Origin of the sequence: Exiguobacterium sp. R-17, assembly GCF_049913315.1 — a bacterium.
Taxonomy (GTDB): Bacteria; Bacillota; Bacilli; order Exiguobacteriales; family Exiguobacteriaceae; genus Exiguobacterium_A.
The window spans coordinates 193057-207520 of the sequence record NZ_CP184372.1 but is presented as its reverse complement, the minus strand read 5'-3'; the positions used below and the strand labels follow the sequence as shown (position 1 = coordinate 207520).

General features: G+C 45.6%; 13 protein-coding genes and 1 riboswitch. Of the genes, 8 read left to right on the top strand and 5 right to left on the bottom strand.

Annotated elements, in window-relative coordinates; translation table 11 throughout:
* Window positions 1-21: 21 nt before the first annotated feature.
* Window positions 22-1503: an amino acid permease gene (locus tag ACN9MT_RS01225; RefSeq protein ID WP_056064471.1), complete on the bottom strand. Its 1482-nt coding sequence runs from the start codon at window positions 1501-1503 to the stop codon at window positions 22-24.
* 131 nt (window positions 1504-1634) lie between these two features.
* Window positions 1635-1823, bottom strand: a riboswitch (Lysine riboswitch).
* A 165-nt stretch (window positions 1824-1988) separates the two neighbouring features.
* Here ACN9MT_RS01225 and ACN9MT_RS01220 point away from each other — a divergent pair.
* Both ACN9MT_RS01220 and ACN9MT_RS01215 read left to right on the top strand, forming a co-directional pair.
* The gene (locus ACN9MT_RS01220; protein ID WP_056064474.1) at window positions 1989-2444 is read left to right on the top strand and encodes a MarR family winged helix-turn-helix transcriptional regulator; all 456 of its coding nucleotides are present in this window, start codon (window positions 1989-1991) and stop codon (window positions 2442-2444) included.
* Window positions 2445-2581: 137 nt separating this feature from the next.
* Window positions 2582-3673 (top strand): diguanylate cyclase, encoded by a 1092-nt coding sequence (locus ACN9MT_RS01215; protein ID WP_235514047.1) that lies wholly within the window; start codon window positions 2582-2584, stop codon window positions 3671-3673.
* A 41-nt stretch (window positions 3674-3714) separates the two neighbouring features.
* Here the strand turns inward: ACN9MT_RS01215 and ACN9MT_RS01210 are convergent, their stop codons facing one another.
* On the bottom strand, window positions 3715-4320 hold the full coding sequence (locus ACN9MT_RS01210) for a TetR/AcrR family transcriptional regulator (protein WP_290748409.1): 606 nt from the start codon (window positions 4318-4320) through the stop codon (window positions 3715-3717).
* Between the two features lie 192 nt (window positions 4321-4512).
* Here ACN9MT_RS01210 and ACN9MT_RS01205 point away from each other — a divergent pair, with 192 nt between their 5' ends.
* The 4 genes from ACN9MT_RS01205 to ACN9MT_RS01190 all read left to right on the top strand — a co-directional run bounded on the left by ACN9MT_RS01205 (window position 4513) and on the right by ACN9MT_RS01190 (window position 8236).
* Complete coding sequence (locus ACN9MT_RS01205; protein ID WP_056064483.1) at window positions 4513-5169, top strand: HlyD family secretion protein; 657 nt, start codon at window positions 4513-4515, stop codon at window positions 5167-5169.
* A gap of 12 nt (window positions 5170-5181) precedes the next feature.
* Window positions 5182-6873 carry a DHA2 family efflux MFS transporter permease subunit gene (locus ACN9MT_RS01200; protein WP_290776338.1) on the top strand — a complete coding sequence of 564 codons (1692 nt, stop codon included), beginning with the start codon at window positions 5182-5184 and terminating at the stop codon, window positions 6871-6873.
* A 130-nt stretch (window positions 6874-7003) separates the two neighbouring features.
* Window positions 7004-7555, top strand: coding sequence for a hypothetical protein (locus ACN9MT_RS01195; RefSeq protein ID WP_035411503.1), 552 nt, complete (start codon window positions 7004-7006; stop codon window positions 7553-7555).
* A 123-nt stretch (window positions 7556-7678) separates the two neighbouring features.
* Window positions 7679-8236, top strand: a complete 558-nt coding sequence (locus ACN9MT_RS01190) for a nitroreductase family protein (RefSeq protein WP_426272613.1) — start codon at window positions 7679-7681, stop codon at window positions 8234-8236.
* Between the two features lie 119 nt (window positions 8237-8355).
* Here ACN9MT_RS01190 and ACN9MT_RS01185 read toward each other — a convergent pair whose 3' ends face one another.
* The 3 genes from ACN9MT_RS01185 to ACN9MT_RS01175 are packed head-to-tail and all read right to left on the bottom strand — an operon-like array spanning window position 8356 to window position 11325.
* Window positions 8356-9558, bottom strand: a complete 1203-nt coding sequence (locus tag ACN9MT_RS01185; RefSeq protein WP_426272612.1) for a CDP-glycerol glycerophosphotransferase family protein — start codon at window positions 9556-9558, stop codon at window positions 8356-8358.
* A 31-nt stretch (window positions 9559-9589) separates the two neighbouring features.
* A complete protein-coding gene (locus tag ACN9MT_RS01180; protein ID WP_426272611.1) occupies window positions 9590-10615 on the bottom strand; it encodes a ribitol-5-phosphate dehydrogenase in 1026 nt (341 codons plus the stop codon).
* Complete coding sequence (locus ACN9MT_RS01175) at window positions 10612-11325, bottom strand: IspD/TarI family cytidylyltransferase (protein ID WP_056064491.1); 714 nt, start codon at window positions 11323-11325, stop codon at window positions 10612-10614. Before ACN9MT_RS01175 ends, ACN9MT_RS01180 begins: the two co-directional genes overlap by 4 nt.
* 316 nt (window positions 11326-11641) lie before the next feature.
* Between ACN9MT_RS01175 and ACN9MT_RS01170 the strand changes: the two genes are divergently transcribed.
* Window positions 11642-13390, top strand: a complete 1749-nt coding sequence (locus ACN9MT_RS01170; protein WP_426272610.1) for a CDP-glycerol glycerophosphotransferase family protein — start codon at window positions 11642-11644, stop codon at window positions 13388-13390.
* Entirely contained in the window at window positions 13387-14448 is a 1062-nt protein-coding gene (locus tag ACN9MT_RS01165; protein WP_290748427.1) for an acyltransferase family protein, read from the top strand. Before ACN9MT_RS01170 ends, ACN9MT_RS01165 begins: the two co-directional genes overlap by 4 nt.
* Window positions 14449-14464 lie beyond the last annotated feature (16 nt).

Here is a 14464-nt window from a genome sequence, read left to right as displayed (position 1 = left end):
AAATAGAAGGCGGCTAGTTGATTACGATTGACGTGGATGTTCTGGGAAGTCCATCTCTTCGTAACGAACAATCGACGTCCGGTTTTTGAATTTGTGTCCTAACCAGAAGGCAAGGAACAACGGAATTCCGACATACGTCGCGGCAATCCCGACCCAATCAATTCGATCAGCAAGGAATGCTGCATAGTTTTGACCAACGATGACAAGGAAACAAAGACCGAATGCAAACAGCGGACCGAACGGGAACGCTGGTGCCACGTAAGGTAAATCTTTCAACGAATGACCTTGTGCAAGGAATCCTTTACGGAAACGATAGTGACTGATCGCAATTCCGAGCCATGCGATGAATCCTGTCATACCTGAAGCATTGAGTAACCACAGGTAGACTTGTCCACCGAACATCGATGTTAAGAAACAGAGCGCACCGATTGCTCCTGTTGCAAGCAAGGCGTTACGCGGTACCCCATTTTTCGACACTTTTGCAAAGAACTTTGGTGCATCTCCTTGACGAGCAAGTGTATACAGCATCCGTGTGGAAGCATACATACCTGAGTTACCAGCAGATAGAACAGATGTCAAGATGACGGCGTTCATGAGTGCTGCCGAGAACGCAAGACCTGCTTTTTCAAAGACGAGCGTAAACGGACTAACGGCAACGTCCGTGATGTCATTGGAAACCAAGTTCGGGCTCGTATACGGAATAAGCATCCCGATGACGAAAATCGCAAGGATGTAGAAGAGTAAAATGCGCCAGAAGACTTGTTTGACTGCTTTTGGAACGTTTTTTTTCGGATTTTCCGATTCACCTGCGGCAATTCCGACTAGTTCCGTTCCTTGGAAACTGAATCCAGCAACGAGGATGATCCCGATGACGGCAGGAATACCACCGACGAACGGCGCATCCCCGAGAGCAAAGTTTTTAAAGCCAACTGGTGGCTCCGATGTAAAGACACCGAAAATCATCGCAACACCGACGACTAAGAAGACGATGACAGTGACGACTTTAATCATGGCGAACCAATACTCCGCTTCCCCAAAACCTTTAACGGAGAAGTAGTTCAAGCCGATCATGAGTAAAAGGAATAAGGCACTGAAGTAAAATCCAGGAACGTCCGGGAACCAATACGTCATAACGATTTGTGCTGCAACGAGCTCAACTGCGATCGTGACCGCCCAGTTGTACCAGTAGTTCCAGCCGAGGGCAAAGCCGAATGAGGGATCGACGAATTTTGTCCCGTATGTCGAGAAGGATCCGGCGACAGGCATATACGCCGCCATTTCGCCAAGACTCGTCATTAGGAAGTAGACCATCAGACCAACGATTGCATACGATAGGAGTGCACCACCTGGTCCTGCTGCTGCAACGGAAGCACCGGACGCGATGAAAAGTCCTGTTCCGATTGCCCCACCGATGGCGATCATCGACATATGACGGGCTTGTAATCCACGTTTTAATCCTTCGGCTGTCGAATCTGTTGTTTGTTTCACATCTAGTTTGTTCATTTCGTTCGCTTCTCTCTGTTTAGATTTTTTGAGAGGACACTTTTTGAATGAAAAAACAAAAAGCGCCCTCATCTTCCAGATGGAAGATGAGAACGCAACATAATAAAATGAATGCGCCTCATTCTACCGTCGTGAAAGATAGCTCTCCACAAGTAAGTGATACCCGACTTGTGACAGTATTAGACCTATTCGATCTAATCCCAATCGATCATCTTCAAAGCGATGATTGATTTCGGCAATTCTTCCTTTCAGGTCACTTCATTTGTCGCTTGACGACATCCGTAACCGTACTCTTAAGAACTGCAACCTCCATCCCACTGGTTGAGTGAGAACTGAATTAAATTAGTTATTACTACGCCATATTACACAAACCGCCACGAAATTGTCAATTGCCTTTTTTGAATCTGGGGTAGTAGATGGTAAAAATCCGATATGTTTAGTACACTAAATGATAGAAGTCCACTGAGAGAAAGGATGCTGCTTGCATGCCACAGGAACGTGATTTGCTGACTTACCGACTCGAGGAACAAATGCGTGTCATTCTTCGTACCCTGCGACGTGAACTTAATCGACTATTTGAAGGAACAGCGACCCGAAGCGAATTTTTCATCTTACGGAGTCTTTCAGAAAACGGTCCTCAGCGTCCGACACTTCTTGCGGAACAATTTGAGCTGGCGACGAGTCAAGTCACTGCTTTAACGGATAAGCTCTATAAACAAGGATATGTCACACGGACGCGTTCGACGGAAGATCGTCGCTCGATTGTCCTCGCTTTGACGGATGATGGAGAGCGTGCTTTTCGGGAACTCGAGGTCGTCCGAAGAAACTATTTACAAGATCGCTTCGGAACTTTAACAGCAGAAGAACTGGAAACGATGATTCGCGTCTTCGATAAGATTTTACTGACGATGGATGAGGATACGCTCACTTCGTCTTCATAAAAAACGGTAGATTTTCTACCGTTTTTTATGTTTTATCTAAACATTTACCTCTGTCTAACCGTTACCTAGATGAGTATACTGGAGTATATATATGGAAATCTGTTAGCTGGGGGAGTTGGGAGGATTTGTTGTCCATCATGAATCAATTCATCATTAACTTTTGTCTACTGTTCACGACGATTACTCTCTTATTCTTACCATTTCGGAATCGACCACGTATTTCGCTGAATTCCAGCTGGAGTACACGCCTCATATTGGGAACTGTCTGTGGTCTGATTGCAGTTTTGTTGATGTTCAATGGCATTCAGATCGATGTCGCCCGTGTGGATTTACGAATCATCCCAGTCGCGATCGCTATGCTATTCGGTGGTTTCCCGAGCGCCATCGTCGCCGGTATAATGATCATCGGAACACGTTACTTTTTGACACCCGTCGATCAAATGGAGGGTTTTTATCTGTCCACACTGATTATCGTCTTAATCATTACGACGATCGGAATCGTACGTCGATTCGTTCATGTCTCGACACGCCATTTTCAATTATTGGTGTCAATTGGTGTTCTCTATTCGTTACCTGCCATCTATATCCTGACAAACAGCTGGTCGACATTCTTTAAAATTTCAATCGCTTATATCTTCTTTAATCTATTGGCTGGCTTTGTTGCTTTTCGACTGCTGACGGAATTACGCCGTCACTTCGAAAACATTCAGTATCAACAAAAACTAGCGATGACGGATGCTTTGACCGGACTTGCCAATCGGCGCCGTCTCGATGATTCACTGTCACTTGTCGGTTCAACGGATCAAGGGTATTCACTTGTCTTGATTGACATCGACTTCTTCAAGCACGTCAATGATACATATGGTCATGACGCCGGGGATGATGTCCTACGTCAACTCGGCATGACACTCGCTTCCTTAACACGACCGGATGACCTCGTCGGACGGTACGGTGGTGAAGAGTTTTTGATCATTTTACCAAGCACTACAGCTAAAGAAGCTCAAAAAATCGCAGAGTTGGCTCGGATGACAGTCGCACGCAACCTGTTCCCGACGGCAGACGTACCTGATCTGCAAATCACGATTTCGCTTGGGATTGCACATTCTAGTGGTTCCCATACGTCTCTTGAAGCATTACAACAAGCAGATAAAGCGTTGTATTACTCAAAAGAAAGCGGACGAAACCGAAGTACGATTTATACGAAGGAACTTGCCTTCCGACAAGCTTGAATATGAGACATTTCCTAGCGGGAGTGTCTTTTTCTATGACCTTATTCCGTTTCTTTCGGAAAACCGATGCTTTCAACCGTTCCAAAGACGATCATCCGGCTCAATTGCTCCGCCATATATGCGGATGAATATGGCCGACCGTTTCGCAACCAGGAAATCAATAATCCTAACTGTCCACCAATGACATAGTTCAGTAACAAATCCCGATCGACGAAAGTCGCATCCTCTGCGACTTGGGATCGAAAGACGAGGCGATAATTTTCTTTCAACGTATCAAGAAAACGTGAGATGAACGTTTTGATAGGACCTTGAACGAGCATCGTTTGGTAAAACAATTCGTTTTCTTCAATGTGAATGAACAAACGAGCAAAATAACGACTGACCTGTTCGACTGTCGGAAATACGGTGCCTGTACCTGTAATCCGAATCGCTTGTTCGAGTGCCATCATCTGTTCCTCAACGATTTGGTCAAGCAAATCATATTTATCTGTGTAGTGCGCATAAAAGGTCGAGCGGTTCACACCCGCCCCATCCGTCAGCATCTTGACGGTGATGCTCGAAAAGCTATTTGTCTTCAGTAAACGAAACAATTCCATCGTAATACGGTCACGTGACCGTTTTGGTCGTGGATCACGGCTCTCTTTCATGTGCATTTCACTCCTTTTCCATCATCTTTTTAAAAATGAATCCGTTATCATTTATTTTTCCAACATTTTGTCGGAAATTGTTGGTTGTTTGTTATCTAACTATCCATATAATTAACTATATTAATTACTCCTCCCCCCAGAGGAGTACTTTTTTTGAATCGATTGTACACAAGAAAGGATGCTAACACACCCATGAGTATGAAAAAATTACTAATCATTAATATCGTTACACTCATCGTTTTGATCGGTGGTGGGGTCGTCGGATACTACTATTACGATCAAGCAACAAGCTATGTCAAAACAGACAATGCGAAAATCGATGGCAAAATGATAACGATTGCTAGCCCAAGCGCTGGTAAATTAACGGACTGGTCTGCTAAAACAGGCGAATCGCTCGACAGCGGTGCAACACTTGGTCACATCATGACTGCGCAAGCTGGACAAAAACCAACAGATCTTTCTGTTTCGATGCCTGCGAAGGCAACGATCGTTCAGTCGATGGCGACAAAGAACGGCTTCGTCGCAGCCGGTACACCACTTGCCTATGGTTTTGACTTAAACGACCTTTGGGTCACAGCGAACATCGAAGAAACAGAAATCGATGAAATCAAAGTCGGACAAACCGTTGACGTATATGTCGACAGCTATCCTGACACGACACTTTCTGGTGAAGTGGAACAGATCGGAATGACGACAGCTTCGACGTTCTCGATGATGCCTTCTTCAAACGGAAATGCGAACTACACGAAAGTCGCACAAGTCATTCCAGTTAAAGTATCACTCTCGCAAGAAAAATCACTCGACATTCGACCTGGTATGAATGTGACCGTCCGCATTCATAAGGATTAAGGAGGGACGTTCATGTCTACTACCTTCTTGTTCGGATATAGTGCGTTCACGATTCTGATCATCATCGGCGTCAACTGGATCGCCCGCCGGAATCGTCAATCCGACATCGCACTGGCCACTGACGGACCGACACTTGAGGAGTCCCTCGAGACGGAACCGACGATGACCGTGACACCACCAGTCGCAGCACCTTCAAAACAAGTATCGACTGAAAACGTCAGTATTCCGAAAGTACTGACGGTCTTACTGATTGGTATGTTCATTGCTATTTTGAACCAAACGTTGATTAATGTCGCGTTACCGGTTCTAATCAATGACTTCAACGTGTCGACGTCCACTGCCCAGTGGTTGACGACAGGTTTCATGCTCGTCAACGGGATCTTGATTCCGATCAGTGCTTTTTTAATGCGCAGTTATACGTTCCGCCAGTTGTTCCTCGCGTCGATGACACTGTTTTTCTTTGGATCAATCATCTGTTCGATGGCGATGAACTTCCCGGTCATGATGATCGGGCGTGTCGTTCAGGCGGCAGGTGCTGGTATCTTAATGCCACTAGGATCAAATGTCTTCATGACATTGTTCCCACCGCATAAGCGTGGCGCTGCCATGGGAATGCTCGGAATCGCGATGATTCTCGCTCCAGCAGTCGGACCAACGATCACGGGATATGTCATCCAAAACTATGATTGGCACGTCATGTTTTATGCGATGTCGTTCTTTGGATTAGTGACATTGTTACTCGGTACGGCCTGGTTCCGCCTGACGCAGCCACTCTCGAAACCTTCTTTTGATGCACTTGGTGTATTATTCAGTACGATTGGGTTCGGCAGTCTCCTTTATGGATTCAGTGAAGCCGGGAATGACGGCTGGGATAGCCCGATCGTCATCAGCACGATCGTCATCGGCTTAATTGGAATTGCTGCTTTTGCAATGCGTGAGCTGTCGATGGAAGATCCGATGTTGAACATTCGCGTCTTGAAGGTTCCGGAATTTTCATTTACCCTCTTCATCAATGTCATCGTCACGATGGCGTTGTTCGGTGGGATGTTGCTTTTACCGATTTACCTTCAAAGCATTCGCGGTTTTTCACCGGTCGATTCAGGTCTTCTCCTTTTGCCCGGATCACTGATCATGGGAATCACCGGACCGATTGCCGGTCGTTTATTTGACCGCTTCGGTATTCGACCGCTCGCTATCTTCGGTTTGACGTTGATGACGTACGGGACATGGGAATTGACGCAATTAAACATGGATACGTCGTATTATTCCATCATGGGCATCTACATGCTTCGGTCATTCGGTATGGCATTCATCATGATGCCGATCATGACTGCCGGTATGAACGCTTTACCGATGAAGATGATCCCGCACGGAAACGCAACCCAAAACACACTTCGTCAAGTCGCCGGCTCCATCGGAACGGCAATTCTCGTCACCGTCATGACCCGTCAAACGACGGCTCACTTGGCAGACGATGCGAATCAGTTCACGACGCTCGACCCGACGCTTTCGCAACATTTAAACGATCTTGGACAACAGCTGGGTAGCTCACAAGCTGCTTCAACGAGTTGGTTTACGATGCTGACAAAACAAGCAACGATCCAAGGGATCACTGACGCGTTCTGGATTGCGACCGTTTTATCTGCGCTCGCATTGATTCTGTCCTTCTTCTTGCACGGAAAAAAAGAACCAAATCTGGATTGATTCATGAAGGACCAGTTGATGTCATATCAGCTGGTCTTTTGCTATACTTCGTGAAAAGTTCTTCTTTGCACTTCTCTCTTAAAATCGATACACTAGGGACAATGAGTTTCATATCTAAAGGAGATGCTTTATGGTTGCCTTTCTGCAATTTTATGCGTTTATCTTTGCTTGTTGTTTTGCTTGGCAAGTCGGTCGACCATCGCCTTGGTCGCAAAAGATTTTTCGCGCCTTTTTAACAAGTGTCAACGGGCTCTTCGTCTTTGCACGTGCCTCGATTTCAATCTTTTTGTTAGTTGGACCACTATTACTCGTCACATATCTTGTTTTTCCACGATTAATCACTTTTGAAAATGGTTTAGCGATGGTGATCAGTGTGCTCGTCATCGGTCTGGTCGATCGTCTCGTCAGTCTCGTCGTCCTACCACTCATGCGTTCCTTTTTCCTAAAACGTCAACGCGTCATGCCACAATCGGTGGAAATGGTGCTCTATACGATGGCAATGGCTGTCTTGCTCTTCATTCAGCTTCATGCTGTTCCTGGCGTTCAGATTCATGTAGCATTAACGCTTTTCCTGGGATTCACGATTTATTTCGCCCATTATTTATTTGCGTTGTACCGGATTCGTCTCATGAAAAAGAAACTAACGACTGTTGCTCAAGAAGAGGAACGAAAAGCCTCTTAATACAAATTCAACGAAAGATGATTTCCTCTTGGAAATCGTCTTTTTGTTTTCTGACAAATAACATTGACAATGATAATCGTTATCATCTATAGTGAAAAAGTACTCAGTGAGGAGATGAAACGGATGCATGTCCAACAAGTGATTGAAACACGCCGGTCCATCCGGTCTTATACGGAACAACCAGTTCCAGTCGAATTAGTAGAGGCATTACTCGAAACGGCGATGTATGCCCCGAATCATAAATTACGAGAACCTTGGCGTTTTGTTCTCGCAATCGAAGAGGGACAAACTCGGTACGTCGATGCTTTGATGGAGTTACTGACAGCGCGTGGTCAATTCGAGACGAAAACATCTGAACAACGTCAACAGGCTGAACAAAAATTACGGGAAGTCCCGGTTTACTTAACAGTACTTTGTCAGGTACAAGGGACACCGGATCAACAGCTAGAGGATACACTCGCAACAGCTGCCATGATTCAAAATCTACAGTTGGTGGCGACAGAGCGCGGCCTTGGTTGCTGCTGGAAGAGCGGAAAACATTGGTTTACACCAGAATATGCTTCACTCGTTCACGCTTCAGAAAATGAACGAGTTCTCGGCGTCATTCAAATCGGCTGGCCAGCCCTCGTTCCACCTGTCAAACCGAGAACGTCCCTGAAGGACAAGTTGACGCACTTTTAAGAGGTGCGCATTCTGCGAGCTACCCCTGCTCGCGCCAATCAAGCCCCAATTCAAAATAAAAACGTTCCGATGACGTCTCTCTCCCCAAATGGAGACGCAATCGGAACGTTTTTTTGTGTTCATACCGGCGTTTTCGTATAGACAGGTGCTTCCGGAATCGTGTCATATAACAAATGATCGACAATTCGTTTGGTTGCTTCCCCGTCCTGATACGTAAAGAACTGATTCGCGAACGTCTCGATCTTCTGCGTATCGAATTGCCCGCGTTTAATCCAAGCGATGACGTCTTCGAACGTCGAGACAATCGGTCCCGGTACGAAGGATTCATACGGGAAATAGAAATCGCGTTCTGCTTTGTACGACTGCAGATCGTTAACAAGGAAAATCATTGGCTTCTGCAACAAGGCAAACTCGAAGATGACAGATGAATAATCCGTGATCAGAATATCCGCAATCTGCATCAGATCATTGATGTCCGGATAGTCTGTCATGTTAATGATTTGATCCGAATACGCGTCCGGTACGATTGGTGGATTAAGAACGAACGGATGCATCCGTAATAAGAGGACTGTATCCGGTCCAAGCTCATGACGGAACTTCTCAAAATCAAGTTCTTGATCGTAATGTGCTGTCGTCTGTCCGTTTCCACGGAATGTCGGCGCGAGCAGGATGATTCGTTTCTTGCGCCACTCTGGGTAACGGTCATACAATTTTTCTCGCACACGGGCTTGTCGTGCTGTATTCAGTAGCTGATCCGTCCGTGGAACCCCTAACGGATAAATCCGTTCCTGCGTCATCCCGAAAGCATCCGCATAAGGTGCGACACAGGCTTCACCGGAAACATAGACCTTGCTATAATTCCGGTGAATCTGGACCATCTTCAAATAATCATCATCCGGCGAATAGGATTTATCAAGCACACTATAGCCGAACTTTTTAAAGGCTCCACAAGCATGCCATAGCTGAATGACTTCTGTTCCTTTCCGTAAGGACGAGACATATACAGGATAATAATAATCATCGATGATGAAATAACGGGCAGTCGCTAATTCATACGTCGCTCGCATCATGTGGAAGACGTATTGAATTTGTCCCACCAACGATTGAGGAAATCGTTTCAACAAAAAAACGTATTCATATCCTAAATCGCGTCGCTCTAGTTCATCGTAGACGGCACGAAAGTTATCGACGAGACGATCGGAACGATAGGTCGCAAAAACGACTTTCTTTGATTGGATCGGCAGTCGCTTCGTCAACCAATATGTCATAGCAAGCAAATAGTGGACCGTCCGTCGTTGCAATAACCGAATTTTTTGTTTCATAGACGATTCTCCTCTTTTTCAGCGCATATCATCACATGCACCATTCCATGACCGTCTTTCCGAAGCGATTCGTTAAATCGTTTTCAAACGCTTTATGAATATCTTCGATTTGTCGGATTTGGAATACGCCCGAAACCAGATTCGATAGATAGGCTGGAATGTCCGGATGAGTTTGATACAATTCCATCGTCCGTGCGAAATCAGCCGGTGTACTTCGACTTGATCCGTAGACACGCAGTCCTTTTTCAAGAATCATCCGCGTGTTGATCGCGACGGCATCTTCTGACACACCGAGCAATGCCATCGTGCCTTCTGGAATAATGTAATCGATCATCTGATTGATCGCATATTGGCTACCGATTCCACCGACGCATTCGAAACCGTGGTTGAAGGAGACATCAGTTGGAATCTGGTCGATGTGATATGTCTCGTCCGCAAACGAGAAGTAGTCGAGCTTCGACTGGGTTTTACCGAAGACGAGTAGTTTTGCTTCCGGATATAATTTACGCAACAAAAGTGCCGTGATGAAACCAAGATTTCCATCTCCCCAAACACCGAACGTCTCACGGCGCGGGTGCGCAATCTTTTCAAAGCGAGTCAAAGCATGGACCGATACACTGACAAGTTCGGTGAATGCCGCGACTTCAGGATCAAGATCGATCGGTACCTCAACGAGACGATCCGCTTTCAAGAACACATAGTCTTGCATATAGCCGTCATATCCACTCGAACGAAAACGACTCGTGCGCAGATAGTTTTCACCAATGATATCATCATCTTCCGTCGGTGTATTCGGTACCATCGCAACGAGCGTTCCCTTTTTGAATGTACCGCTTGGATCATGGACGACTTTTCCGATTCCCTCATGAATCATGGCCATCGGTAATTTTTTCGCCAATACTTCCGCACTACGACTACCTGTGAAGTAGCGTTGATCGGCGTGACAAATCGATAGATATGTCGGACGCACGACGACACGATCGGTATTCAGTGATCGCTCATCATAGGTCACTTCAATCTGACGCGGGGCGACGAGTTGATAGACTTGGTTAATCATTGATGAATCCGCTCCTTCAAGATAGCATTCGCGATCCGTAGGTCGTATGGTGTCGTCACTTTAATATTGAACAGTTCCCCCGTGACGAGCGCCACATCTTCTCCTTTCAGAAGAAGAATCTTACAAGCATCCGTCAAAATCGCCCGTTCTTCCGTTGAGAGTGACTCATAATGCGATTTTAACTTCGTGATTTGGAAACTTTGTGGTGTTTGCCCTTGATACATTTGATCACGAACCGGAATATCCGTGATCGTTTTGCCGTTCGTTGACGCGACGATCGTATCGATCGCTGAAATGACCGTGTCGCATGAACCGAACTCTTGCGCTGCTTCGATGTTTTCCTTAATGATGCGGTGCGTCAGGAACGGACGGACGGCGTCGTGCGTGACGATGATGTCTTCTTCAGACAGACCATTTTTCTCTTCAATCCAGTTCACGGCTGCCATGATTGATTCATTTCGATCTTGTCCACCCGGTGTAATGACAAGACGTTCATCTTTTCCGATGTATTTCTCCAAAATATCGCGTGTATAGTTAATCCAAGCAGTCGGTGTGACGATGATGATGCGGTCAAAATCCTCATGTAACAAGAATTTCTCTACTGTATGGACGATGATCGGACGTTCTCCGATCGATAAGAATTGTTTCGGGCGATCGACATTCCCCATTCGTGTTCCTTTTCCTCCAGCTAAAATGGCTGCATAAATCATCTTCTGACGCAGTGTCTCGTTGCCTGTTCCAAACGAGACGACCTGCTTCCCTCCCTTATGAAATAATCGTATTTCGGTTTTCTCTCCCTATCCTTCAGGGTATGTGTAGTGATGCAGTCTGTGTTGAAGTGTTATTTTACAAAAACACAAAAAAATAAAGAAATCCCTATTAAATTTAATGTCTCACGATATAATGAGTGGTGATTTCTAGTTTCACTATACTATGTTCAACTGCGTTTTAAAATTTTATCCGTATTGTGTAAATGTAATGTAATTATTCGAGCGAGGAGAGATGGTTTTGACAGAAGAGACACTTATGCCTACTTTACATGCTGAGGTCACCTACTTAGAGTTAGCCGGAACGACGTTTCGTTTCGAAGCACGTTTAAGCGGGTTGACTGATTTTTTGCACGCCGAACAAACATTATTTGAAAATCCTTCATTGCAACAGCAAGTTGATACAGAGGAACCGGACGACGATTATATCCAGTCTGAACCTGTTGAAGCATCGGTACCACTCGAACGTGCCATCGTTTTTCGTAATAAACGAAATAAACGGACATTCATCTGCCGTTTCCCATTTGAAGGAGCCTGGACGGAAGAGTCCTTTACAGGCGAATTAAATTTGAACCATATCACGCCAACAGGTCGTCCGTTGCCGATGGGTTATTTTGATGCCTTCTTCGCCATCGTCCAAGGTAAGACGATCTTACATGAAGCGCCTTTTGGTGATACACGTTCACTTATCCCTGTCGCTTACCGCGTTGATACGAAACATAGTAACGCGTTAATCTTACTTGAGTACGAACTTGTCGTGCAGTATTCGCAATACAGCAACTCTTTAGGTTTCCATTCCCTGAAGAAAGGCGAAACGAAACGTCTAATTCAAGTCATTAACCGGTATAAAAAATGGAAGAAGAACATGAAAAAACGGGCGTTCAAGTTCCGTCGTTTTACGTTCAAGGCGATTTATAACGTTACGAAATGGACCCAACCGATCCAAGAGAATAAAGTCATCCTCGCTTCCGACTCACGGAGCGATATTAGCGGTAACTTTGCCTATATCTTGGATGAAGTCGAGCGTCGCAATCTCGATCTTGATGTGAAGACGTTCTTCAAACCGAATCTCCAGTCTCGCCGTGATTGGCGTGATAAGTTTACGCTGCCATATCACTTAGCGACAGCAAAGACGATTCTTGTCGATGATTTCTATCCGATGATCTATCCGTTAAATATTCGTAAAGGCAGTGACCTCGTTCAAGTCTGGCATGCCGTTGGCGCCTTCAAGACGTTCGGTTACAGTCGCCTCGGAAAACCAGGTGGTCCAAGTGCGAACTCGCTCAGTCACCGGAACTACACGAAAGCGATCGTTAGCTCTCATAATGTCGCCCGTCATTACGCAGAAGGTTTTGGTTTACGGGAAGATCAAGTCGTCGCGACCGGTATTCCTCGAACGGATATGTTCTTCGATCAACCGTTCATCGAGGAAGCGAAAGCACGTATTTATGAGGAATATCCAATCTTCAAACAAAAGAAAGTCATCATGTTTGCTCCGACATTCCGAGGAAATGGTGCGAAGAGTGCCTATTATGATTTTGATCAGCTGGATCTCGATGCATTGTATGAAGCACTTCATGAGGAGTATGTCTTTGTCCTAAAACTCCACCCGTTCATCCGTCGTCGGATGGAGATTCCTGAAGTCTATGCCGACTTCTTCCTTGATTTGACGGATCATCGTGAAATCAATGAATTGCTGTTCGTCTCAGACATTTTAATCACGGATTACTCATCGACGTGCTTCGAGTTCTCTCTATTGAATCGACCTATGTTGTTCTTCGCGTACGATCTTGAAGACTATATCTCGAAACGTGATTTTTACTATGATTTCGAGGAATTCGTACCTGGTCCGATCGTCAAGACATCAGAAGAGTTGATTGAGCGAATTAAAAATCAAGACTTCGAAATGCACAACGTCAAAGCATTCGCGGAGTACTTCTTCGAGCATCAGGACGGGAAATCGAGTGCCCGGTTCGTCGATCAAATTCTGCTTGGTGAAAAAAAATGACCACTGCTATCAAACCAGTGACCGCTCCTATGTACGATCATTGGCTTGGAAACTATAAAGTGCTACTCATTTTCACGGTTGTCTTTGGTCACTTGATCGAGACGTTCCGTGACTTACCAGGAAATGATGTCGTCAAGATGGCATATAACGTCATTTACCTGTTGCATATGCCAGCCTTCATCTTCATGAGTGGCTATTTCTTCAAACAAGCGCGACCACAACGAATCATCGCGTTCGTCGTTCTCTATTTTCTCTGGCAGTCGATTCACGAAATTTATTTATCTTACACGCAGGATGACTCCTTACGGGAAATGCTCGATGGATTACTTCATCCACTCGTTCCGAACTGGACGCTTTGGTATTTGCTCGGCATTATCATTTGGCAGACCGTCACACCGGCTTTTCTAGCGATGCGTTTTCCGCTGATTGTCAGTGTCTTATTCGCCTTATTGATCAACGCCAATCCAGATTCGATCACGAACTTCCTATCATTACAAAAAGTCGTCAGCTTTTATCCGTTCTTCTTGATGGGGTATCTCGTCAAGGAGCGTGGCTGGTTAACTGATACCGGCTGGCGAAAACAGATGACAGCACCGATCGGGCGGTTGACCGGACTGATCATCTCACTCTTGATTGCCGTCTTCATGATTCTCTGGACAAAAAATGGGTTTGACACGGTCTGGCTCTTTTACCGCGATACGTATGGTGAATTCGAAGTCCCGCTTCTCAAGGGAGTGGCAATCCAACTGTTTCTTTACGCCATCAGCACCATCATGATCTTCTCCGTTCTCCTGCTCGTACCGCATCGGTCGTTCGGTGAACGGTTCGACCAGATCGGAATTCAGACGCTCGCGATCTATTTGATCCACTCGTTCATCGTTCGTTTGTTCCGAGATTCGGTTCCACCAGCCATTACGGAGTCACCACTGTTATTGATTGGACTTTCTTTCTTACTCGCTACCGGATTCGTCTGGTTGCTGTCGAGTCGACCCATCGTGACGATTTTCCGACCGTTGCTGTCACCGAACGTCAAATGGTTATTCAAAAAAGAGCAATAAGTTTGAATTGGCTCTA